General features: G+C 69.7%; 20 protein-coding genes and 3 pseudogenes. 7 read left to right on the plus strand and 16 right to left on the minus strand.

The genetic code is table 11. From position 1 onward, the window contains the following. The gene (locus ABZZ74_RS43230; RefSeq protein ID WP_356949617.1) at positions 1-237 is read left to right on the plus strand and encodes a hypothetical protein; all 237 of its coding nucleotides are present in this window, start codon (positions 1-3) and stop codon (positions 235-237) included. A gap of 507 nt (positions 238-744) precedes the next feature. Then, positions 745-954 (plus strand): three-helix bundle dimerization domain-containing protein, encoded by a 210-nt coding sequence (locus ABZZ74_RS43235; RefSeq protein ID WP_356949618.1) that lies wholly within the window; start codon positions 745-747, stop codon positions 952-954. Between the two features lie 129 nt (positions 955-1,083). On the opposite strand, the gene ABZZ74_RS43240 is transcribed toward ABZZ74_RS43235, so the two are convergent. Beyond that, on the minus strand, positions 1,084-1,446 hold the full coding sequence (locus ABZZ74_RS43240; RefSeq protein ID WP_356949619.1) for a hypothetical protein: 363 nt from the start codon (positions 1,444-1,446) through the stop codon (positions 1,084-1,086). A 330-nt stretch (positions 1,447-1,776) separates the two neighbouring features. Between ABZZ74_RS43240 and ABZZ74_RS43245 the strand changes: the two are divergent. Further along, a pseudogene (locus ABZZ74_RS43245) lies at positions 1,777-2,510 on the plus strand (transposase); the annotation flags it as partial. A gap of 495 nt (positions 2,511-3,005) precedes the next feature. Here the strand turns inward: ABZZ74_RS43245 and ABZZ74_RS43250 are convergent. The 5 genes from ABZZ74_RS43250 to shiA (ABZZ74_RS43270) form a co-directional block, all read right to left on the minus strand. Beyond that, complete coding sequence (locus ABZZ74_RS43250) at positions 3,006-3,209, minus strand: hypothetical protein (protein ID WP_356949635.1); 204 nt, start codon at positions 3,207-3,209, stop codon at positions 3,006-3,008. Positions 3,210-3,252: 43 nt separating this feature from the next. After that, complete coding sequence (locus ABZZ74_RS43255) at positions 3,253-3,741, minus strand: hypothetical protein (protein ID WP_356949636.1); 489 nt, start codon at positions 3,739-3,741, stop codon at positions 3,253-3,255. Between the two features lie 118 nt (positions 3,742-3,859). After that, the gene (locus ABZZ74_RS43260; RefSeq protein ID WP_356949620.1) at positions 3,860-5,644 is read right to left on the minus strand and encodes a TIM barrel protein; all 1,785 of its coding nucleotides are present in this window, start codon (positions 5,642-5,644) and stop codon (positions 3,860-3,862) included. After that, positions 5,637-6,626 carry an alcohol dehydrogenase catalytic domain-containing protein gene (locus ABZZ74_RS43265; RefSeq protein ID WP_356949621.1) on the minus strand — a complete coding sequence of 330 codons (990 nt, stop codon included), beginning with the start codon at positions 6,624-6,626 and terminating at the stop codon, positions 5,637-5,639. Before ABZZ74_RS43265 ends, ABZZ74_RS43260 begins: the two co-directional genes overlap by 8 nt. Positions 6,627-6,771: 145 nt before the next feature. Continuing rightward, positions 6,772-8,118, minus strand: coding sequence for a shikimate transporter (shiA, locus tag ABZZ74_RS43270; protein ID WP_356949622.1), 1,347 nt, complete (start codon positions 8,116-8,118; stop codon positions 6,772-6,774). A gap of 381 nt (positions 8,119-8,499) precedes the next feature. On the opposite strand from shiA (ABZZ74_RS43270), the gene ABZZ74_RS43275 reads away from it, so the two are divergent. Further along, positions 8,500-9,288: an IclR family transcriptional regulator gene (locus ABZZ74_RS43275; protein ID WP_356949623.1), complete on the plus strand. Its 789-nt coding sequence runs from the start codon at positions 8,500-8,502 to the stop codon at positions 9,286-9,288. Between the two features lie 392 nt (positions 9,289-9,680). On the opposite strand, the gene ABZZ74_RS43280 is transcribed toward ABZZ74_RS43275, so the two are convergent. From ABZZ74_RS43280 to ABZZ74_RS43325, 10 genes are all read right to left on the minus strand, one after another. Further along, positions 9,681-10,853: an esterase-like activity of phytase family protein gene (locus ABZZ74_RS43280; RefSeq protein ID WP_356949624.1), complete on the minus strand. Its 1,173-nt coding sequence runs from the start codon at positions 10,851-10,853 to the stop codon at positions 9,681-9,683. An 82-nt stretch (positions 10,854-10,935) separates the two neighbouring features. Further along, entirely contained in the window at positions 10,936-11,892 is a 957-nt protein-coding gene (locus ABZZ74_RS43285; protein WP_356949625.1) for an ABC transporter permease, read from the minus strand. Next, a complete protein-coding gene (locus ABZZ74_RS43290) occupies positions 11,892-13,007 on the minus strand; it encodes an ABC transporter permease (protein WP_356949626.1) in 1,116 nt (371 codons plus the stop codon). The genes ABZZ74_RS43285 and ABZZ74_RS43290 overlap by 1 nt, the downstream gene beginning before the upstream one ends. Beyond that, positions 13,004-14,572 carry an ABC transporter ATP-binding protein gene (locus ABZZ74_RS43295; protein WP_356949627.1) on the minus strand — a complete coding sequence of 523 codons (1,569 nt, stop codon included), beginning with the start codon at positions 14,570-14,572 and terminating at the stop codon, positions 13,004-13,006. The genes ABZZ74_RS43290 and ABZZ74_RS43295 overlap by 4 nt, the downstream gene beginning before the upstream one ends. A gap of 29 nt (positions 14,573-14,601) precedes the next feature. Further along, positions 14,602-15,705 (minus strand): BMP family ABC transporter substrate-binding protein, encoded by a 1,104-nt coding sequence (locus ABZZ74_RS43300; protein ID WP_356949628.1) that lies wholly within the window; start codon positions 15,703-15,705, stop codon positions 14,602-14,604. 78 nt (positions 15,706-15,783) lie between these two features. Beyond that, positions 15,784-16,530, minus strand: coding sequence for a purine-nucleoside phosphorylase (gene deoD / locus ABZZ74_RS43305; protein ID WP_356949629.1), 747 nt, complete (start codon positions 16,528-16,530; stop codon positions 15,784-15,786). Next, positions 16,530-17,312, minus strand: coding sequence for a glutamine amidotransferase (locus ABZZ74_RS43310; RefSeq protein ID WP_356949630.1), 783 nt, complete (start codon positions 17,310-17,312; stop codon positions 16,530-16,532). The genes deoD and ABZZ74_RS43310 overlap by 1 nt, the downstream gene beginning before the upstream one ends. A 50-nt stretch (positions 17,313-17,362) precedes the next feature. Then, on the minus strand, positions 17,363-18,424 hold the full coding sequence (locus ABZZ74_RS43315) for a LacI family DNA-binding transcriptional regulator (RefSeq protein ID WP_356949631.1): 1,062 nt from the start codon (positions 18,422-18,424) through the stop codon (positions 17,363-17,365). Then, a complete protein-coding gene (locus ABZZ74_RS43320; protein ID WP_356949632.1) occupies positions 18,414-19,772 on the minus strand; it encodes an amidohydrolase in 1,359 nt (452 codons plus the stop codon). The genes ABZZ74_RS43315 and ABZZ74_RS43320 overlap by 11 nt, the downstream gene beginning before the upstream one ends. A 203-nt stretch (positions 19,773-19,975) precedes the next feature. Beyond that, positions 19,976-20,113, minus strand: coding sequence for a hypothetical protein (locus tag ABZZ74_RS43325; RefSeq protein WP_185124326.1), 138 nt, complete (start codon positions 20,111-20,113; stop codon positions 19,976-19,978). A 415-nt stretch (positions 20,114-20,528) separates the two neighbouring features. On the opposite strand from ABZZ74_RS43325, the gene shiA (ABZZ74_RS43330) reads away from it, so the two are divergent. From shiA (ABZZ74_RS43330) to ABZZ74_RS43340, 3 genes and pseudogenes are all read left to right on the plus strand, one after another. Then, the gene (gene shiA, locus ABZZ74_RS43330; RefSeq protein WP_356949634.1) at positions 20,529-21,857 is read left to right on the plus strand and encodes a shikimate transporter; all 1,329 of its coding nucleotides are present in this window, start codon (positions 20,529-20,531) and stop codon (positions 21,855-21,857) included. 114 nt (positions 21,858-21,971) lie between these two features. Continuing rightward, positions 21,972-22,019: pseudogene (locus ABZZ74_RS43335) on the plus strand (DUF1737 domain-containing protein); the annotation flags it as partial. 35 nt (positions 22,020-22,054) lie between these two features. Then, positions 22,055-22,425, plus strand: a pseudogene (locus tag ABZZ74_RS43340) (Ku protein); the annotation flags it as partial.

Raw genomic sequence — 22,425 nt, forward strand, 5'->3', positions numbered from 1 at the left:
ATGACCACGCCGAGCGTGGGAGCGGGTCAACAACAACCCGAGGGCAATCAGAGCGAAACACCCCAGGACGATCCACAGGGGGAGGAGCGCGCCACCCGCCAGAGCACGGTTCACTTCGGCATTGGCAAAGTTGGCATTCATGGCGCCGGCCTTCCTCTCGATACCGGGCTGGCTGGCGGGGATATCCAGGATCTGCCCTCACAGGCATGGTGGTTCCGCGAGCGGTTTACAAAGTGATTCGACAATGAACACTGCACGTGCCGGATTTTTGGAGGAGCGTATTCGAGGCCATGGGCGTCTGCGCGAAGCTCCTCATACGCATGGTCCGGGCGCCGCCTGCCCCGGCGGAGACACCGCCTTTGGGGTGGCTTGGAGCGGACGGCCTGCCCACTTACTGAGCAACCAGCCCTGGGCCGAGCCACTCAGTCTCCATCCGATGACACCAGCCTACGTCGTTTGTCATGAATTGTCGGCCTGGGATGGCAGGCTGCTGGGCGCTCTGCTGCAGCAGGTCACCTCGGCCGGCGCCCAGGTATTTGTCGGTGGACTGGAGCGCATCCTCGAGGCCCTCGCGGAGCGGTACCGGCTCCGTCAAGGGCCGCTGGCCTGTCAAGAGTTGGCCGTCATGTTCGGCCGGACGCGATGCCGGCCAAGGTGGAAGCGCTGCAATGATCACCACAGCGCGGCACGTCCGCGTGAGACGCTCGGCGGAGGCTGAGAAGCACCTTTCAGGCAGGTGGGACTGTGGCTGACAAAGCACGCGAAGACGAAGCCATCCGCGGGGTGGTGGAGCGCCTGACCGGCGTTTTCGGTGCAACGCACCGTCCGGCCGAGGTGGAGGCCGCGGTAGCCAAGGCTCTCGCCTCCTTCACGGACCGGCCCGTGCGCGAATTCGTGCCCGTACTCGTCGAACGCAAGGCACGAGTGCTGTTGAGGAAATCGTCCGGCCAGTGACCTGCGGGCTCCCGCCCGAGGCACTTTCACCCCGTGTCCGCCGGTGGCGGCCCGATCATGCACCGGTGTTCCGGGGCGCGGCGACAGGAGAGACCGATCGCTATCGCCGGACCGGTGAGACGGTAGAGGTCAAGGGCGTGTGCGAGTCGTCTTTGATTTCGCACCTGGCACGTAGCGTTCTCGTCCTTTAGAACAGGCCGTGGGATGGCGGCGGGCGCGGAGCCAGTGGACACCCTTCACGGCGTAGACAGCGCTCAGGAGCGCGAAGCCTGCGAAAGCGAGCCACGCCCCCCAGGATTCCTCCACCGTGAAACTCAGCAGGCTGCCGCCGAAGAGCAGCAGGGAGCCGACGACCTCCAGCAGGTCAAGGCGCGCTTTGAAACGCAGCGCGGAGTTGGCTTCGCGCAGTCGATGGATGACGGGGAAGAGACCGAGGACCTGCCAAAAGAACAGAACGAGAAAGATCCAGACGAACCAGCCAGGTATGCCCACGGCGCGCACTCTATCGGGCGCCCAGAACCCTCCGGGAAAGATCCAAAGAAGCCGTGGGCCGAACGCCGCCAACACGCGTACTGCTCGTCTTCGCCAGGAACAGCGCCCACGGGAAGTGGTCAGCTTGACGTTTATGGTCCGGCGTCGAACACGACTCGAACTTGATCAGCGTTTGCGCAGTTCAGCGGACACGAGCGGCCTTCGTCTGATCCTTGGCTCCGTCACAGAGTGGATCAGCGCGAAGGCCGTGTCGTGAGTCTGGTACATCAGGGTGTCCTGCGGGATGCGTTCGCGGAAGTGTCACGCTTCCGGACGGAGTTGTACGCGTGTATGACCGCGCGGGGCGACGCGCTGTTCGAGTTGTGCGACGCGGTGCTGTGCACGGACGGGCCGGTGCGGACGCTGGTCGATCTGGCACTCGCGCCGGAACACCGCCGTGGGCACGGGGCTCTCTACGGCGGTCTCAACCAGGGGCGGATCGATGTGGCCCGGCTGCGCCGCGCGCTGGCCTCGGTGTCGCTGCCGCGAGCGGCGGACGGCCGGATCGTGCTGGCCGCGGACGTCTCGCCGTGGCTGAGGCCGGACGCCAACACCTGCCCTGACCGGGCTTTTTGCCACACGTACGGCCGCGGAGGGGCAAAGCATCGGATGATCCCGGGCTGGCCCTACTCGGTCGTGGTCGCGCTGGAATCCGGCCGGACCTCATGGACGGCGGTACTGGACGCGGTCCGCCTGGACCCCGGCGCCGACGTCGCTGCGGTGACCACCATCCAGCTCCGCGAGGTCGTCGAACGGCTCGTCGCCGCCGACCAGTGGAAGCAGGGCGACCCCAACGTCCTGGTCGTGCTGGAGCCGGATACGACGGGCCCCGCATCGCCCACCTGCTGGGCGACCTGCCCGTCGAGGTCCTGGGCCGACTGCGGTCGGACCGGGTGATGCGCCGGCCGACACCCTCGCTCAAGGAGTACGCCTTGTCCTATCCCCAAGGCGGACGACCGCCGAAGCACGGCGGTGAGTTCGTCTTCGGCGACCCGGCAACCTGGGGCACCGAGCAGGCCGTGACGGTCACCGACACCCGCCGCTACGGGAAGGCGACAGCCCAGGCATGGGACCGGCTCCACCCGAGGCTGACCCGGCGGGCCGCCTGGCTCGATCACGAAGGGCCACTGCCCATCATCGAGGGCACCGTCATCCGCCTGGCCGTGGAGAAGCTGCCCAGCGGCGGGGTGAACAAGCCGCTCTGGCTGTGGTGGTCAGGCACCGCCGCCACCACGACGGACCTCGACCGCTGCTGGCAGTCCTTCCTGCGACGCTTCGACATCGAGAGGAGCAAGCCAGACTGCTGTCGTAGTCATGCCTTGGCTTCACTGTCGCTGTTCTCCTTCATCGTTTTGGATTATCGCGGTCTTCTGGTGGTCGAGCCAGGCTTGTCGGGGCTGGTGGCCGCGGGACTGCTGATGGAGCGCGCGGAGCCGGTCGACTTCGGCTGCGTCGGCTTGGATGGTCCAAGAATGATGTGCGTCGTCGCCCTGGTGGCCGGTGACCCGGCCTTGGGTGAGCTACCCGTAGAGGGTGACGCGCGGGATGCCGAGCGCGCCGGCGAGGTCGGTCAGCCGCCACTCGCCGGGGCCAAGTGCGGGGCGGTTGCGGCGGAGGGCTTGTTCGCGGCGGCTGACGCAGCCCAGATCCTGCAGGAGATGACGGATCCCCTCGGCTCCGAAGCGTTCACGGCGCTTGGGTGGGCGGAATCCTTCGCTGTTCAAGATGTCCGCGATGGCGGCCGCATCGTGGCTGCTCTGGCCGAGTTCACGGGCGCGGGCTGCCAGGCGCGGGTAGTGGCTGAGCTGGTCCAGGCGTGCGACGGGCCGGACGAACTCGCCGTTCGCGCGGTGTCCTCCGGGGCCGCAGATGCAGCAGGGTCCAGACGTGGCGAGGCACCCGCTGCCGTACCTTCGCGATCTGTGCACGCCTCGTCTCGTCCGTCGTGGACAGCAGCCGGTGCAGCGTGGAGTCCGACACTGCCGGTCCGAACAGGGGGCCGTGGTGGAGTTGGAGTTGCTCGGCCTCCAGCAGATTCGTGGCGCCGAGCGCGATCGCGACGGTGAGGCCGACGAGCGCGGTGGCCCGGTCCCGCCACGACGAGGTCGTGCCCGATGGCAGCACTCCCGCCAGCGCGTCGGTCAGGCCGACGCGGTCGGCGAGCCTGCGCAAAAGCACCGCCCCGGCAGGCCCGACCAGCCCTTTCCCGTCGTCCGTCGCAGACAGGCCGCGGTCCCACCCTGTACGCTCGCTCATCGGAAAGGTGCCCTGACTCCTGTGCCGGATCCGATCTAGACACTCGCATCCTTGCAGGTCGGCGGCATTTTTCTATTGTCAGGGCGTCAGATCAACCAATTCCGCTGAAGAGCCGGGGCTAATGGCGTTGGGCCGCGAGGCGGATGGGGGCATTGGCGGCGCCGTAGCCGCGGTAGCCTCCGATGCGCTGGACGAGTTCGAAGAAGACGTGGCCGAGGGTCGCCGTGTAGCAGTGCCGGAACTCCCCGCCCTGCTCGTCGCGGTCGTACAGGATGCCGAGCTCGCGATAAGTCTCCAGCTCCCCGTCGGGAAACTCGTACCGCGTCTGAAGGTCGTCGTAGTAGTTCGCCGGGATCCGCAGGAGTTCGCCGCCCGCCCCCTGTATGCGGCGAACCGCCGTGACGATGTCGTCGACGGCGAAGGCCACGTGCTGAGCCCGGGACTCGCCCTCCTCCGTTGGGCCGGGGGCGAGGTTGAGGACGAGACGTGGTCCGTTCTGCGGTGCGGACAGGGCCCTGCTGCGGAAGAGGCCGTAGGGGTCGGCGAATTCGACGGTGTCCCGCGGTCGCAGGCCAAGGACGGTGCGGTGGAAGAGGACCGCCTCGTCGAAGTGGTGCCGGGGCTGGGTGAGGGCCAGGTGGTCGATGGCCGTGACGCCGGAGGCCGGGCGCGGAGCATCGCCCAGGGGTTCGAAGTCGTCGGTCCAGCTGGGTAGTTGGGATCGGCTGGTGGCGCAGTAGAGCAGTTCGGTGCCGTCTGGCGCGGCGATGGACTCCAGGGGGACGTCGTGGGCAGTGCGGCGCCTGGGCAGGGTGGGGGCGAGCATGGCCTCACCACGGCGGGCGGCGGCTGCCGGGTCGGGGCTCTCCAGTCCGATGGCGGCCAGCGTGGTGCCGCTGCGGCGGGTGGCGGTTCCTGTGTTGACCAGGACACGGGCGGCGCCTTGTTCCCACAGCTCGACGGGTGTGCCGCGGTGGCGGGCGGCGCGCGTGAAACCGAGCGCGCCGAGCAGCTTGCTGACCGGCTGGGGGTCGCCGGTGGCGAGTTCGGCGAAGGCGACGCCAGTTGGGATGACCGGGGCCGGCAGGGGGAGAACGCCGACGCTCTCCTCCAGGGCGAGCAGGGAGCGCAGCCCGTCCACAGCCGTGCGACCCGCGTCCGCCTGACGGAACACGTCGTTGAAGACCTCCAACGAGAGCGGCCCGTTGTAGCCCGCGTGGATGACGTGACGGAGGAGCCCGGCGACGTCGAAGCCGCCCTGCCCGGGGAAGCAGCGGTAGTGACGGCTCCACTGAAGAACGTCCATGGCCATCAGCGGCGCGTCGGCGAGCTGGAGGAAGAAGATCTTCTCGCCGGGGATGTCCTCGATGCCCTTGGGATCGGAGCCCCGGGAGAGGATGTGGAAGCTGTCCAGGCAGATGCCGAGCGCCGGATGACCGGCCATCTCGACAATGCACCAGGCATGGTCGTACGTACTGACGTGCCGGCCCCACGCCAGCGCCTCGTAGGCGACTCGTATACCGAAGTCCTGGGCCAGGTCGGCCAGTCGCCGCAGCTGCGCTGCAGCGAGTGCGTCGTCGTCCAGGGCCTGCGGTGAGATGTTCGAGCAGACCAGGACTGTGTCGGCGCCGAGCCGCCGCATCAGCTCGAACTTGCGCCGGGCGCGGCGCAGATTGCGGGTGAAGACCTCCTCCGGGACGGCCTCGACGTCGCGCATCGGCTGGTAGAGATCGATGGTGAGACCCAGGTCCGCCGTGCGGGTGCGGATCTCCTCAGGAGACAGGGGACTTGCCACGAGGTCGTTCTCGAAGATCTCGACCCCGTCGAAGCCGGCGCGCGCCACGGCGGTCAGTTTCTCGGTCAGCGTTCCGCTGAGGCAGACCGTGGCGATGGACCTACGCATCCGCGCTCCCGTCCGGGTCGCGGACGCTGATCCAGGTCTTTCCGGCGCGCTGGGCGGCGCCGGCGAACGCCTCCTGTGCCCGTGTCAGGGGGAAGCGTGCCTCGATGACGGATCCGGGCCGGGCCTCGGGGAGTTCAGCCACGGCGGCGGTGAAGTCACCGGGGTGGTCGTAGATCATCGAGCCGCGCAGGACGAGCTGGCGGCGGACCACGGCGTCGGTGGTCAGCGGCAGCGGGGCGGCATTGAGGCCGACCAGGACCACGGTGGCGCCGGGGGCGGCACGGTCCACCGCCGGGCTCAGGGCGGGGGGGTACCCGGAGGTCTCGAAGACGTAGGTGAAGCCCTTGCGGCCGTCGTCGGCGACGGCGCCGAGCCGCACCGCCCGTTCGAGCCGGAGCGGGTGCGGTTCGGTGACGACCGGTTCGATGCCGAGGCGCGCCAGGATGAGGCAGAGCAGCAGGCCCTGCGCCCCGGCGCCGACGACCAGGCAGCGGTCCTTCGCGCTCACGCCGCTGCGGCGCACCGCGGCTCGCGCGACGGTGTACGGCTCCGCGCAGGCGAGGTCCGCGTCCGTCGGGCCGGCCGGAACCGGGTGGGCGAAGTGCGCGGGAACCGCGACGCGTTCGGCCAGGACGCCCGGGGCGTTCAGGCCGACGATGGCACGGTGGGGGCACGCCGAGGTCAGGCCGGTGAGGCAGTCGACACACTTCAGGCAGGCATAGTTGGGCTCGATGACCACCCGTTGGCCCACCGTGCGGTCCGGGACGACGCTGCCGACGGCGATGACGCGGCCGAATCCCTCGTGGCCCACGATCCACGGGGTGGTGGGCGGTTGGCGCCTGCCATGGAAGACGGCCAGGTCCGTACCGCAGAGGCCGACACCGGCCACCTCCACGATCACGTCGCCGGGGCCGCAGACGGGCTCCTGCCAGTCGTCGACCGTCTCGATCCGGTCCGTCGCCGTGAAGACTGCTGCTTTCACTGAAGCTCCAAGCCGACCACTGAGCGGTTCTCTAGGTCCACTAAGCGGTCACCCTAGGATCCCTGAGACCACTCGGACAAGGGCGCATCCGCATGTAGGCGGTCCGGGAGCCTGTCATTCTGCCCGGTCCCGGACCGCTGGGCCGTCAGACCGCGGCCGCCCTCTCGGGTGCGACGGTCGGCGCCTTGGCCTCGTCCACGCCGCGCAGGCGGAGCGCGACGAGGAAGGAGACGGCGCAGCCGAGAGCGATGTAGGCGGCGACCAGCGTCCAGCCGCCGCCCGCCCAGATGACCAGGGAGGCGGCGATGAGCGGGGTGAAGCCGCCGCCGATCGCGCTGGCGAGCTGGTAGCCGACGCCGGCGCCGCTGTAGCGGTACTCGGGGCCGAACATGTCGGTGAACAGGGACTGCTGGACGGAGACCGCCATGTCGTGCGCGCCGTTCACGAGCAGGACCGCGCAGGGGATGATCAGCACGATCGAGCCGGACTCCATCGCCCAGAAGTACGGCAGCACGCTCACCGCGCCGATCAGCGCGCCCCAGCAGTACACCCGGCGGCGGCCGAAACGGTCGGCGAGGTAGGCGAAGGCCGGGATGGTGAGGACGGCCAGACCGCCGACGGCCAGGTTGACGTTGAGCAGGCTGTCCCGGTTCAGGCCGAGTTCGCCGGTGCCGTAGGCGAGGCCGAAGGTGGTCACGCCGTAGAAGGTGAACAGCTCAACGAGGCGCAGGCCGATGATGGCGAAGAAGCCGGTCGGATTGGAGCGGACCGCGCTGAGCAGCGGGACGCGCGGTCGCGCGGTCTTTGCCATCGTGGCGACCCGCTCGGTGAAGACCGGGGACTCCTCGACCCTCGCCCGGACGATCAGGCCGACGATCACCAGGGCGGCACTGACCAGGAAGGGCACCCGCCAGCCCCATGAGCGGAAGGCTGCGTCCGAGACAGTGCCCGACATGACCTTGGTGATCAGCGTGGCGAGCAGCAGGCCGACGGATGCGCCGACCTGGACTCCGCTGCTGTAGAGCGAGCGCCATTTGCGGGGCGCGTTCTCCACCGCCATGAGCGCGGCGCCGCCCCACTCGCCGCCGACCGCGAAGCCCTGCGTGGCGCGCAGCAGCACGAGCAGCGCGGGCGCCCAGACCCCGGCCTGCGCGTAGGTGGGCAGGACGCCGATCAGGGTGCTGGCCGTACCCATGATCAGCATGGTGAGCACCAGCATCCGCTTGCGGCCGAGCCGGTCCCCGAAGTGGCCGAAGACGATGCCGCCCAGCGGACGGAAGAGGAAGCCGACGCCGAAGGTGGCCCAGGCAGCCAGGGTGCCCACGGCCGGGGAGGAGCCGGGGAAGAACAGGTCGGGGAAGAGGAGGCCCGCGACGATGCCGTAGAGGAAGAAGTCGTACCAGTCGACCACGGCTCCCATGAAGCTCGCGATCGCCGCCCTCTTCGCCAGGCCGGCGCCGCCGGCCCGGGTCGCCTGCTGGGTACTGCTCATCTCACACACTCCGTTGTATGGGCTGGACCGGTGGCCGCCGGCCACGTGAGAGTCACGCGGGGCGGGACCGCCGGGATGGCTGCGGTGGGGACAGACGCGACGCGACGGCGAGGAGCCCTGGGGTGCGAGCACACGGTCTCGTGCGTACCGGGCCATCGCCACGGAGGTGCGGGCGGCGACCCTCGATCACTTGGTCCACAGTGCGGATCAAAAGGACCGATGAGCGGCACCATAGGGGGGCGGATTAGCCGCATCAAGGGTTACGTCAAGATTGCTTCAACATTGCAGTTCACTTGGTCCGCCTGGCGGACTATGGTCGAGGTGCCACAGACGGAGAGGCGCGGCCGACAGGGCATGGCCGTCACGACGAGGAGGTAGCAGGTGAGCGACGGAGAGCCGCAAACGGAAGTCGAGCAGCACGGCACCGGCGTGCGCAGCGTGCGACGGGCGTTCGACATCCTCAACCTCCTCAGCGAGGAGCGTCCCGTCATCACCCTGCGCGAAATCACCGAGGGCACCGGGCTGGCGAAGACCACCGTGCTGCGCCTGATGCAGACGCTGGAGGAGACCGGCCTGCTGCGGTCCCACCCCTCCGGATACGCCGCTGGTCCCAGCCTGTGGCGCTGGGCCTACCTCGCCCGCAGTCAATGGGAGGTGCCGCAGGAGACCCGCAAGGTCATGCGCGACCTCGCCGACCGGCTCGGGGAGACCGTCAACCTCTTCGTCGCCCGGGACCTCTACCGGATCTGCGTCGCCCACGAAGAAAGCCCCCGCCCACTGCGCCACGTCGTCGATGTCGGCGACGAGCAGCCACTGTGGGCCGGCGCCTCCTCCAAGATCCTTCTGCGCGACGCCTCCGACGCGCTCCTGCGCCGAGTCGCTCTCGCCTCGCCCCACGGCGAGGCCCACGTCGAACGCCTGCGGGCCTGGGCGGCGGAGGCGGCAGAGCGCGGCTACGCCGTCAGCAGCAGCGAGTTCGACGAGGGCCTGACCGCCGTGGCGGTACCCATCATCGGCCGCACCGGCAAGGCCGTCGCCTCCCTCTCCCTGAGTGGGCCCAGCCACCGTTTCCCGTACGAGGCCGTCGAGCACTTCGCCACCGACCTCGCCGAAGCTGCCGCCCTCCTCTCGGCCCAGGGCTTCGACCACCCCCTCAGCCAGGCCCACTGACCCGGGGCACCGGCCATCCCCGGCCCCGATCGAGTGGGCGAGGCCGGCGTTGCTTCCAGCACCACCTGGCGCTGGCAGTGCGCGGGCGCACCCGCCCGGGACCTGCTCCGGCCACAGCCCACCCAGGTCCTCGCCGCCGGCCTTGACGACGTCGGCGACCCGGGCGAGCGGCTCCACCACGGACCGGCAGGCGGGGCAGTCGGGCTCCACGACAGGGCGGACAGTGAGATCCACCGCCGCCGGGCGGCCCGGACGGCCGTGCAGCTGTCGGCAGGCTCGCAGTACCTGCTCTGCGCCGGGCTCCATGTGGGTCACGTCGCGGCGGGGCCGGGCAGGACCGGAACGGCGCGCACGCTGAGCGATCAATCTCCTGTCCACCCGCCGACCGGACCTCAGATGCCGTCGGCGGCGAAGGCGATGAACTGGGTCACTTGCCGTGAAGCGAAGTTGTCGTCCGAGACGAGTACGACCGTGCGACGGCCGTCGGGCAGGCGCGGGCCGAGGGTGATGCCTTCGACGTTGTCCACCCTGGGCAGCCCGGTAATGTCGGACAGGTCCGACACGAGTGTCTTGTGGACGGGCCTGACGGGGCCGTCGGCCAGGGAGTCGCGGCCGAGGACGTTGGTGGCGCCGCGGAGGTCGACCAGGTAGAGGCGGGCCTTCCAGGTGTTGGTGCTGAAGACGGAGGCGCGTTCGAGGACCAGGAAGCGGTCGTCGCCGAGGGCGACCAGGTCGCTGACGCCGTTGGTGTCCGTGCTGCCTGCGGGAGGCGTGGCGAACAGCGGTTCCAGCAGGTACGCGTACTGCGCCCTGGGCAGACCGGTGCGTGCGTCGTGGACGGTGATGCGGGTGAGGGCGCCGTGGTCGGGGGTGGGGTCGTCGCCGTCCTGGTAGAGGGGGTCCTCCATGGCGGTGACGAGTTGGCGGCCGTCGGGGGTGAAGGTGACGCATTCCAGGGTCTGGTTCCGGCGGGGGCCGATGGCCTGGGAGTTCATGTGCAGCTGTGGGGGCAGCGGGAGCTGTCCGCTGTACTCGCCGGTGGTGGTGGCACGCCGGATCCAGGGGTCGCCGAGGACCGCGGGGCCGTCGGACGGCACGATGCGCTCGCCCTCGCTCGTCCAGACCAGACTGCCGTCGGACGGGTCGACGGCGATCCCCTCCGGATCCGGGGCCACCGTGGCGGGCTGCCCGGCGGGGGTGGAAGTGGGCGGGTAGGTGGTGCCGTCCGGCCGCAACCATGAGTGGGTGCCTATGAGTTCGGCGCCGGTGAGGTGGCCGCCGCCGAAGGTGACACGGGCGCTGTAGAAGCGGGCGGGGCCGGTCTGCGACCGGTCGTCGCTGATCAGGTAGTACGTGCCCGTCCGGGTGTCGTAGCTGATGGCGGAGAGCCCGCCGACGGTGGTGCCCTGGAACGCCATGGCGTTCGGCAGTTCTTGCTCGCCGATGAAGTCCAGTTGTACGGCGCTGTCGTGCCCGGCAGCCGGTGAGGCGCCGGAGACGGCCGTCACGGACGCTAGAGCGAGGGCGGAAGCGATGATCCGGGCGCGGGTGGCACGGATGCTCATGGAGGCTCCTTGGCAGGGCATGCGGGACAGGGCATGCGGGAGGGAACAAGGGAGGGACGGCGAAGAAAACAGGGGGCGAGGTTCAGTTGGTCGCCGGATCCGCGGCCACGCCGGAGACCGGGGAAGTCGGGCGGGCCGGGCGACGGCGGCGCCAGGCGAAGAACGCCAGGGCGAGCAGGGTGAGGGCGTATGGGATGGCGGAGACCAGCTGTGACGGGATGCTCAGGTTGCCGAGCTGGACGGCCAGGGCCTCGGCCGCGCCGAAGCCGAGCGCGGCCAGGAAGACGCCCCAGGGGCGCAGCGCGCCGAGGAAGACGGCGGCCAGGGCGATGTAGCCGCGGCCGGCCGTCATGCCGGTGACGAAGAAGGAGACGGCGCCCATGCTGAGGAAGACCCCGGCGGCGCCGGCCAGCGCTCCGCTGAGTGCCAGGGTGGCGAACTGGACGCGGCGGACGGGGATGCCGACCGAGCGGGCCGCGTCGGGGAACTCGCCGACGGCGCGCAGGTGGAAGCCGAACCGGGTGCGGTGCAGCAGCCAGGCGACCGCCGGGGCGGCGGCGAGGGCGATCCAGGTCATCAGGTTCTGCCCGCTCACCACTGTGCCGAGGCCCGGGATGTCCTCGATCAGCGGAAGGCGGACCTCGGGGAGGGCTCCGCTGTGCAGCCGGCTGGTGCCGCCCTTGTCGCCGAGCAGGGCGTACACGGCGTACGCGGTCACGCCGGACGCCAGCAGGTTGAGGCCGATGCCCGCGATGATCGCGTCGGCGCCCAGGTACAGGTGGAGTACGCCCAGCAGCAGGGTGAGCAGCGCGCCGGCGGCGATCCCGCAGACGGCCCCGGCCGCTACCGAGCCGCTGTATCCGGCGACCAGGGCCCCGGTGCACGCGGCGGCCAGCATCGAGCCCTCCAGGGCGATGTTTGGCACGCCGGCCCGTTCGGCGAGCAGTCCGCCGAGGGCGGCGAGGACATAGGGGGTCGACACCCGCAGGATCGCAGCGAGGAAGCCGGCGCTGAGCACGACGTCGAGGACGGGGCCCATCAGCGGGCCTCCCTTCGGGCAAGCCTTCTGGCGAGCTGGCGCTTGACGAGTTCGGGCAGCGTCCGGGCCGTCACCAGCAGCACGATGACCGCCTGGATGATGGTCACGGCCTCGGATCCGACGTCCGTCTGCTGCTCCATCACGTCACCGCCGACGCGCAGGTACGAGTAGAGGAGCGCGGCGGCGACCACGGCGACCGGGTTGTTGCGGGCCAGCAGGGCGACCACGATGCCCTCGAAGGCGAGGCCGCCGGCCATGTCGGGCTGGAGCCCGCCGTACACGCCGAGGGCGAGGTGAGCGCCGGCCAGTCCGGCCAGCGCGCCGCCGATGACGAAACTCCACTCGATGGTGCGGGGCACGTCGATGCCGCCGTACCGGGCGAATTCGGGGTTGGAGCCGGTCATGCGGATGCGGTAGCCCAGGGGAGTCCTTGCGAGCAGGAACCACACGGCGGCGGTCACCGCGAGCATGCCGAACAGTCCGATGTTGGCCTGGTCCAGGGGGACGCCGAAGAAGTCCGAGAGCAGCGGGAGCGCCGAGTCGGGCCGGATGGGAGCCGACTGCACGGCGGCGCTGGCGGGGGCCTTGAGGTGGTCGGTGAGCAGCCAGTCGAAGACCCGTACGACGATGGCGTTGAGCATGAGCGTGGCGACGATCTCGTTGGCCCCGAGGCGGGCCTTCATCACCCCGGGCACCGCGCCCAGCGCGCCGCCCGCCAGAGCGGCTGCGCCCAGTGGTACGACCATGGCGGCGACCGGTGGCAGGGGGACGTTGATCGCCACCAGCGCGCCCGCCAGGGCACCCGCGTACACCTGGCCTTCCGCGCCGAGGCTGATCTGCCGGGCCCGGAAGGGGATGGCGACGGACAGGCCGAGAAGGGAGAGCGTCGTGGCGTCGGCGAGCCAGCGGCCGATGCGCGGGGTGCGGTCGAGGGGGCCGGTGAGGAGCGCGTTCAGGGCGCCGGGGGCGTCTTTGCCGGTCGCCAGGATCACCAGGAAGGCGATGAGGACGGCGACGGCGACGGTGAGCACGGTCATCGTCAGCTCGACAGCGGTGGACTGGCGCCTGGCGGCGAGGAACTCGCGGCGGCCTTCCAGCTCGACGGTGGTCGTCATCGTGCACCTGCCGTGATCCGCTGTTGTGAGTGCTGTTCGACGCCGAGCATGTACAGCCCGGTCTCTTCCTCCGTGAGTCCGGCCGGATCGTCGAAGCGACCGACCAGCCGGCCGTCCTTGATCACCAGAAGCCGGTCGGAGAGCGCGAGCAGTTCGCCGAGGTCCGCGGAGACCAGAAGGATTGCCGCGCCCGCGTCGCGGGCTTCGACGAGTCGCTCGTACATGAAGTGCATGGCGCCGATGTCGACGCCCCGGGTGAGCTGGGCGGCCAGCAACAGGCGCGGCTCGGAGGACAGTTCGCGGGCGACGACGACCTTCTGCAGGTTGCCGCCGGACAGCGCTCCGGCCGGTACGGCGGGGTGCGGGGCCCGGATCGCGTAACGGCGGATCAGGTCCTCGGCCAGCTCCCGTATGCGGCGGATGTGCAGCGCGCCGCGCCGGGCGAGCGGGGGACTGGAGAAGCGGTCGACGATCAGGTTGTCGGCGATGGACTGGTCCAGGGCCGCCCCGTTGGACAGCCGGTCCTCCGGGACGTGGGCGATACCGGCCGCGCGGTGCGCCGCCGCATCCAGGTGGGTGACATCGGTGCCGTCTACGGTGACGGAGCCGGCGGCCGGGCGGCGCAGCCCGGCGAGGAGCTCCACCAGTTCGGTCTGGCCGTTTCCTTCGATGCCCGCCAGGCCGACGATCTCCCCGGCGGCGATGTCGAGGGAGACACCGTGCAGGGGCTGTCCCGCGTCCGCCCCGGAGGCCAGGTTCCGTACCTTGAGCACGGTCGCACCGGGGTGCGCGGGGGGCCTCGGGACGTCCAGGGACATCTCCCGACCGATCATCATGGACGCCAGCTGCGCGGGGGATGCGTCCTCGGTGCGTATGGTGCCGACCACGGACCCGGCACGCATTACGGTGACGCGGTCGCTGATCGCCCGCACCTCTTTGAGCTTGTGGGAGATGAAGAGCACGGTCATGCCCTGGTCGCGGAGTCCGCGTACGGCTTCGAAGAGGTCGGTGGTCTCCTGTGGGGTGAGGACGGCGGTGGGCTCGTCCAGGATGAGGATGCGGGCGCCGCGGTGCAGTGCCTTGAGGATCTCTGCTCGCTGCCGCATCCCCACGGAGACGTCGCTGACCCTGGCCTGCGGGTCGACGGCCAGGCCCGCCTCCTTTGCCAGCGCGGCGGTGCGCTCGACGGCTGCGGATCGGTCGACCCGGGCGGCAGGGCCGGGTTCCACGCCGAGGACGACGTTCTCGGCGATGGTGAAGGACGGCACCAGCATGAGGTTCTGGTGGACCATGCCCACCCCGAGGGCGATGGCGTCCTGGGGTCCGGAGAGCCTGACCGCCTCGCCGTGGACACGGATCTGTCCGGCGGACGGCTGCTCCAGGCCGTACATCAGCTTCATCAGCGTCGACTTGCCGGCGCCGTTCTGTCCGACGATCGCCCGGATCTCGCCGCCGGGTACCTCGAGGTCGACGTCGCTGACGGCGCGGGTGCCGTTGGGGTACGTCTTCCCCAGGCCGGTGACCTGCAGGGCGAGGGCGGGGCGGGGCGGGGGATGCTGGTCCACGGGGGCTCCTTCCGTACCAGGGCCGCAGGTCAGAAGGCGGACGGGACCTGGACCGCGCCGGACGCGATCTTCGCCGCCTGTGACTTGAGTTCGGCGCGTACGGCAGCAGGCACGAGCTTGTCGAAGTTGGCGTTGTCGACGTAGCCCACGCCGTCCTCGGCGAGGCCGACCGCGGAGGACTTGCCGTAGGCCAGGGTGCCGGCCTTGTTCTCCTTGGCCGCCAGATAGAGGGCGTTGCCGGCGTTCTTGAGGATGGAGGTGACCACGGTCTGCTGCTGGGCGGGGTCGCCCAGGGTCTTGTACTGGTCGGAGTCGACGCCGAAGGCGTAGCGCTTGGCGGTGACGGCCGACTCGAACACGCCGAGGCCGGAGGAGCCCGCCACCGGCCACACCAGGGCCGCCCCCTGCGAGTACATGGACGAGGCGATCTCCTTGCCCTTCGCGGGGTCGCCGAACGGGTTGTCGCCGCCCACGTACTGCACCAGGACACCGGACGACGGATTTCCGCCGGCCGCCTTGAATCCGGCCTTGAATCCGACGACGAAGTCCTCGATCACCGGGATCTTCACCCCGCCCATCAGGCCCACCTTCTTGCTGCCGGAGGCGCCGGGGAGGGAATTGGCGGCGACCAGTTTGTCGGCGAGGAATCCTGCCAGATAGGCGGCCTCGTTCTGCTTGAAGGTGACGGAGTACACATTGGCGCACTTGTTGGAACAGCCGCTCTTGCCCGTGTAGTCGACGGTGGAGTCGAAAAGCCAGAACTTCTTCTTCGGGTATTCGGGCGCGAGCTTGGAGATGAAGGCAGCGGTGTCCACGGTGCCCGCCGCGAGCACGTCGTAGTCGTCGCCCGAGGCCGCGTCCTCGAAGCCGGACTGCCACTTCGTGCGGTCGCCGCCCAGCTCGACGACCTTGAGGCTGTAGCCGAGGTCCTTCTCCGTCTTCTTCAGGCCCGCGTAGGCGGAGTCGAAGAACGAACGATCGCCGAGGTTTCCGTTGACCACGAACTTGATTCTCAGTTTTCCGGCCGAAGAGCCGGAAGAGCTTGAGGATCCGGAAGAGCCCGTCGCTGATCCACATCCGGCGAGCAGTGCGGAGAGTGCTGTTATGGCCCCGAGGGCCTTGATCTTGTTCATCGTTCTTTTCTCCTTCGCGTTGGCCGAAAGCTATGCAATGCAAAACGTTTTGGCCATACGTCTTCGTACGCCTCTGTGTTAGGAGCTTGTTTCCAGTGTGGTGGCTGCGATGGTGACGGCTCGCTCGAAATCGGCCTCGCGCTCGGCCGGCGTGAGCGCCTGGGCCAGGCATATGTGGTCGCTGACCGTCAGCACGGCCAGGGCCCGGCCGCCCTCGGCGGCGGCGGTGGCGTACAGGCCGGCGGCCTCCATCTCGACGGCCAGCGTGCCGTGGGCCTCCAGCTGCTCGAACAGGCCGGGGCGCGCGAGGTAGAAGTGGTCGCTGGTGAAGACCGGCCCGATGTGCACGCCCGGCCCGTCGCGCGCACCCGTTCCGGCGGCCGCTGCCGCCGCCTTTGCCGCTGCCTCCGCGGCAGCTTTGGCCAGGTCGAATGATGCGGCGTGACTCAGATGCACGCCGTCGACGCGATGGTTGCTCATCGCCGAGTCGGTGTGGGCGGCGGTGGCCACCACGACGTCGCGCAGACCCACCGCCTGTGGTATTCCGCCGGCGGTGCCGACGCGGACGATGCTGCGTACTCCGTAGAAGCGGAAGAGCTCGGTGGCGTAGATGGTCACGGACGGCATGCCCATGCCGGAGGCCAGGACGGACAGCGGTCTGCCCCGGTAGGTGCCTGTCCAGCCCTCGATGCCGCGTACTTCGGTGACCAGGCGGGCGTCTTGCAGGAAGGTTTCAGCGATCCGTCGGGCCCGGCGTGGGTCGCCGGGCATCAGCACATCCGGGGCGAAGTCGCCGGGTGCGGCGGAAATGTGCGGAGTGACCATCAGGCTTCCTCCCCCGCCGGGTCGGTTGCCGCAGCAGTGTCGGCCGCCGCCAGCCAGCAAACCAGTCGGTCCCAGAGCTCCGGGTATCCCTTCCACGCGAGGAAGTCCGGCGGCGCCCAGTGCGGCGCGAGGTCGGAGGTGAAGGCCGCCGACCGCCCGGCGCCGTACCCACCGACCACCAGCAGCGGGTGACCGCCGCACTCGGCGAGCAGCTCGGCCCCGTCCCGTACCCGCACCTCGTTGAGACCGAGCAGAGACGGCCAGGTCGCGCCCAGCCCGTCGACCACCCGGTGCCGGGCGACGACCCGGGGCGAGGCACCGGCGGGCAGCTCCACCCGGTCGTCGCGGTCGTGCAGCGCGACCGGCAGTGCGGCGGCCAGCGGGGTGCGCCCCCAGCGGGCCTTGGCGTCGATGCCGGTGAAGGTGAGGTAGCCGCCCACCATCAGCAGGCCGCCGCCGCCCTCGACGTACCCCCGCAGCAGTTCGGTGCGATCCGGCGCAGGAACGGAGCGGGCGAAGGTCTCCGGCGGGAGCTGGAAGCTGTTGGCCCCCACGTCGCTGATCACCACCACGTCGTACGCGGCGAATCCCTCGACCGAGGAGGGCAGCCGATGGGGTATCTCGTGCGCCGGTACGTACGTCACCTCGTGGCCGCGATCGCGCAGCGCGCCCAGGAAGGCGCCCGCCCCCTCGACGTACTCGGAGGTGTGGAAGGAGTCGAACCCCTTGTGGTGGATGGAATGGGTGAACCAGGACTCACCCACGACGAGGACATGCGTCATCGCTGCGCCGTGCCTTTCAGTTCGGGTTATGGGGCTACGGGACTTCTGGGTTACGGGCGGTGCCAGCGCGGGGCGGCCGTGCTGGCGCGGGCTTTCAGCCGGACCGGGAGGATGTGACGGGAGGCGGGGGGTACCTCGCCCCGGTGGACGTACTGCAGCAACTGGGCGGCGGCCGTGCGGCCGATGTCATACGCGGGCTGATGGACGGTGGTGAGCGGGGGGTGGACGCGGGCGGCGAGCATGATGTCGTCGAAGCCCGCCACCGACACGTCGTGCGGGACGCTCAGCCCCGCGTCCTCCAGGGCGGCGACCGCGCCGAGCGCCATGAGGTCGTTGGCCGCGAACACCGCGGTGAAGCGGCGCGGGCCGCCCCTGTTGAGGGCTGCGGCCACCATGTCGTAACCGGACCGCTCGACGAAGGCGCCCTCGACCTCGGTGACGCCCTCGTCGCCGAACGCCTCCCGGAATCCCGCGATCCGCTCCGCGCTGCTGACCAGGTCTGCTGGGCCGCTCACCGCCAGTGCCCGGCGGTGACCCAGCTCCCGCAGGTGCTGCCCGACCAGCCGGCCGCCCGCGCGGTGGTCGGCGGTGACGAGGATCGTCTGTTCCAGCAGCCCAGGGACCACCTCGTCGGCCAGGGCTATGGGGAAGCGGCCGAGCAGCGATGCCAGCCGGTCGCGGGAGGGTGGTGAGCCCGACGCGTAGACCATCCCGTCGATGAACCGGCCCCGCAGCAGCTCCAGGTAGCGGTCCTCGCGCTCGGGGTCGAACTCGGTGTTGCACAGGATGACCCCGTAACCCAGGTCGTGGGCGGCGTCCTCGACGCCCTTGGCCAGCTCCGCGAAGAACTGGTTGGTGATGTCGGGAACGAGTAGGCCGATGACGTTCGTGGAACCCGCCTGGAGGTTGCGGGCGGTCGAGGCCGGCACGAAGCCGAGCCTGGCGACGACCGCGCGCACCCGGTCCGCGGTCTCCTGGGCGACCGGCCGGTTGCCGCTCAGCACGTGCGAGACCGTGGTCGGGCTCACCCGGGCAGCGGCCGCGACGTCCTTGATCGACGCGGGTCGCCGCACCCGGCGTCTGCCCTCGTCGGCGCCGGTGTCAGGGGTCATAGCGCTGAACCGCCCTGCCGTGCGAGGTGTCCAGGAGCGCGGGCACCCGTGCCTCGATCTCGGCCAGCAGCCCCGGCACGTCCACGGTCAGCAGGCGCCCGTCGCGCACCACGACCCGCCCGTCCACGACCACCGTGCGCACATCACTCGCCCGGGTGCTGTAGACCAGAGCCGCCACCGGGTCGTGCAGAGGCCGGCAGTGGAGGCCGGACAGATCGACCAGCACGATGTCCGCCCGGCGGCCGGGTTCCAGGGCACCGATCCGGTCGCCCAGCCCCAGCGCCAGTGCCCCGCTGCGCGTAGCCAGCCGAATGGTGTCGGAGACAGTCATCCATGTGGCGTCCCGCTCCGCCTGCTTCTGGGTCAGTGCCACCAGCCGCATGGCCTCCCACACGTCGAGTGTGTTGTGTCCGGCGGCTCCGTCCGTCCCCGCCGCGACGGTCACCCCGGCTCCGAGCAGGCCCCGTACCGGGGTGAGCGGGTGCAGGGCGTGCTTCAGGTACACCTTCGGGCAGCACGCCACCGCCGTCCGGTCGCGGTACCGCGACAGCACCTCGAGATCCGGTTCCGTGATCCCGCATCCGTGGGCGATCAGCGCCCCGGCGTCCAGAACGCCGGTCCGCTCCAGCACCCCGATGGGGGTGATGCCGCGCCGCGCGAGACTCGATTCCGTCTGCTCCAGGTGCTCGGCGGCGTGGATGTGGATCCGTACGCCCATGGCACGGGCCCGCTCCGCGATCCGGGCCAGGTCCTCGTCCTCCACGGTGTACGGCGCGTGCGGCCCGAGCGACGCGGTGACCCGCCCGCCGCCCGCGCCGTGCAGCGCCCCGGCGGTCTCGATGCTCTCCTCCAGCGCCCTGCCGCCACGGCTGCTGAAGTATGTGGGCGCGATGTCGGCGCGGATCCCGGTCCGTACCACGGTCTCGGCGATCCGTTCGGCGTGGAAGTAGTGGTCGGCGAACGCGGTCACCCCGCTGAGCAGCATCTCCGCACAGGCGAGTTCGGCACCGAGGCCGATGTCGGCAGGTGTCAGGTTGACCTCCATCGGCCACACCCGCTCGTTGAACCACGCCTCGACACTGACGTCCTCGGCGGCACCCCGCATCAACACCATCGGGCTGTGTGTATGGGAGTTCACCAACCCTGGCATGGCCAACAGCCCGGTCCCGTCGACCGTCTCAGCTCCGGAGAAGCTCGCGACCCCGGCGGCCTCCGGCCGGGTACCCGCGGGACCCAGCCACACGATCACCCCGTCCTCGACCACGATGTCCTGGTCCGTTTCCACCCGGCACGGGCCCTGCTCGGGCACCACAAGCACCGAGCAGGACGTCACGATCAGTCGCCGCATCCTGGAATCCTTCCGTTCAAACCGGACGCTAAGGATCCAAAACGTTTTGCACAACCCTCGTCCGAGTTGTGTTTCAAGCCCTGTCGACAGCCGGCGGCACGGCCCCTGCCTCGCTGTTCGGTCGTGGCGAGCAGCGCGGGGACGGGCACGCCTTGCAGACCGTCGCGTCGAGGCCGGGGCAGCTTCTGTCCGTCCAACGCGCTTCACACGGGCGCCCCGGACCTCGGGGTGTCCACCAGCGCGATCCGCGCGGCGACGCGCACCAGCGCGGAGACCGCAGTCGGCGACCAGCGTTCGGCCACATCCCCTGGGAGTTGGGGGAACGTACGGTGTGAAGCCATCACCCGAACACCCGGACTCGTCGACCACTCCTCGCCGCGGGACGCCACTCGCAGGCCCGAGATCGCAGTTGCCACCTCGGGCATCGTCGCGGCAGACGTGGCGAACGAACCGCTGGGGATCAATTCGACGACTCCCCTTGCTGGCATCCCTGGAGAGGCGTAACTTCTGCGCAGCGGATCTACGGGTCCGCCACACGGACCATTGCCCGTGGTTGTCGGAACGGCTGTCACCAAGTGGGCTCATCGGACCGCTGGACGCTCACGGAGCGCCAAAACGATCCCTCACGCACTCACGGCCTGTGCTCGGGGCATTGCGTGTTCCCCAGACCGGGCAGCGTGCTGCCCGAGTACTCCCATCATCAACCCCACAGACGGCCTTCGGCCGTCCCCTCCTCATCAACACCTGGACGTTGAAATGAGCCGGACATCACCTCATGCAAAGCGCGCGGCTGCCGCCGGCTTGATGGGGGCGGTCGTCGACTGGTACGACTTCTTCCTTTACGGCATCGTGGCCGGGCTCCTGTTCAACGATCTCTTCTTCCCCGAAGTGAGTCCCACCGTCGGAACCCTCGCCGCATGGGCCACCTTCGGTGTCGGATTCCTCTTCAGACCCCTGGGCGGCATTGTCTTCGGCCACTTCGGCGACCGGGTGGGCCGCAAGAAGATGCTCGTCCTCACCATGGTGATCATGGGGCTCGCCTCCACCCTGATCGGTGTCCTGCCCACCTACGCTGAAGTGGGCATCTGGGCCCCGGTCCTGCTCGTCGCTCTACGTGCCGTCCAGGGCTTCGCCGTCGGCGGTGAGTGGGGCGGCGCAGCTCTGATGGCGGTCGAGAGCGCTCCTCGAAAGTGGGTCAGCCTCTACGGCAGCGGCGTTCAGGTCGGTGCCTCGGTGGGGCTTCTGCTGGCTACCGCGGCCATCAAAATCGTTTCCGGACGCCTGCCCGAAGCGGACTTTCAGCAATGGGGCTGGCGCGTCCCGTTCGTCTTCAGCGCGGCCCTCGTCATCGTCGGCCTGATCGTGCGTATCACGGTCGAGGAATCCACCGTCTTCACCGAGCAGATCGCCGCCCGATCCAAAGACCAACCTCTGCGGCTGCCACTGCTCGCGGCCATCAAGGCCAACCCCGGCGGATTCCTCGCCATCATCGGCCTGCGGTTCGTCGAACTCTTCACCTTCTACGGTGTGACCACGTTCGGCGTGAGCTATGGCACCGCGGAATTCGGTCTGCACCGCGACAGCATGCTCACCATCAACCTCGTGGTGGGCGCAGCGGCCATCGTCACTATTCCCGTCTTCGCCTACCTCGCCGACCGCTACGGCCGCGGCACCATATACGCGTGGGGCGCCGGGCTGGGTGTTCTGGGCTCCCTCCCCTTCTTCGTGGCACTGCAGTCCGGCTCCATGGTCTTGATCCTGGTGGCCTCGATTCTGCTGGTCAACGGTGCGCACGACATGGCCGTCTCGGTCCAGCAGTCCTTGTTCACTGACATGTTCGGCGCCGAATACCGCTACAGCGGTGCAGGCGTCGGCTATCAACTCGCCAGCGCCATCGGCGGGGGCTTCACTCCGCTCATCGCTGGCGTCCTCGTGCTGTGGGCCGACGGCGGCTGGTACCTGGTCGCTATGTACATGCTGATCGGCTGCGGGATCTCCTTCACAGTCGCCATCGGACTGAACGCCAACCGCACCGTGGACGACGCGCCCGAGCCCACGAAACCGCCCGCACGCGCGACCTTCTGACCGGCTGTGCACCTGGTCGCCCTTACGTCCTTGGGAGCGATTGAGCTGGGGGTGCTCATCGAGAGCCGGAGCTGGCCTGAGATCCTTCACTCGTGAGCAAACCACCGGAACGGGTTGCCCGTCTACCGAGTCCTGACCGGCCCGGACGACGCCACGTTCTGCCACCGGGTGAGCGAGGCGATCGGCCTCGGTTACCGTCGATCGACCCGATCCAGATCGGCGAGGGCTACTACCTCACCCCGGACGGCGCGGTGGCGGCGAAGCCGTACAAGCTGCTGGGGCAGGCGCTGGGACGATCCAGCAAGGTGGCGGTCGCCAAGTACGCGTGGAGCGGGCGGGAACGCCTCGGCCTGGTGCGGGCGCTGGAGGGCGCGCTGGTGCTGCATGCGATGCGCTGGCCGGATGAGATCCGGGACCCGTCGGAGCTCTTCCCGCCGCCCGTCGACGTCGACGAGGACGAGATCGAGGGCGCTCTGGCGCTGATGGACACGATGGCGCGCGAGGACCTGGAGGGGGAGGAGTTCCAGGACACCTACACCGAGGCCCTGGCCCAGGTGATCGAGGCGAA

This window comes from Streptomyces sp. NPDC006476 (genome assembly GCF_040612015.1).
Taxonomy (GTDB): Bacteria; Actinomycetota; Actinomycetes; order Streptomycetales; family Streptomycetaceae; genus Streptomyces; species Streptomyces griseorubiginosus_B.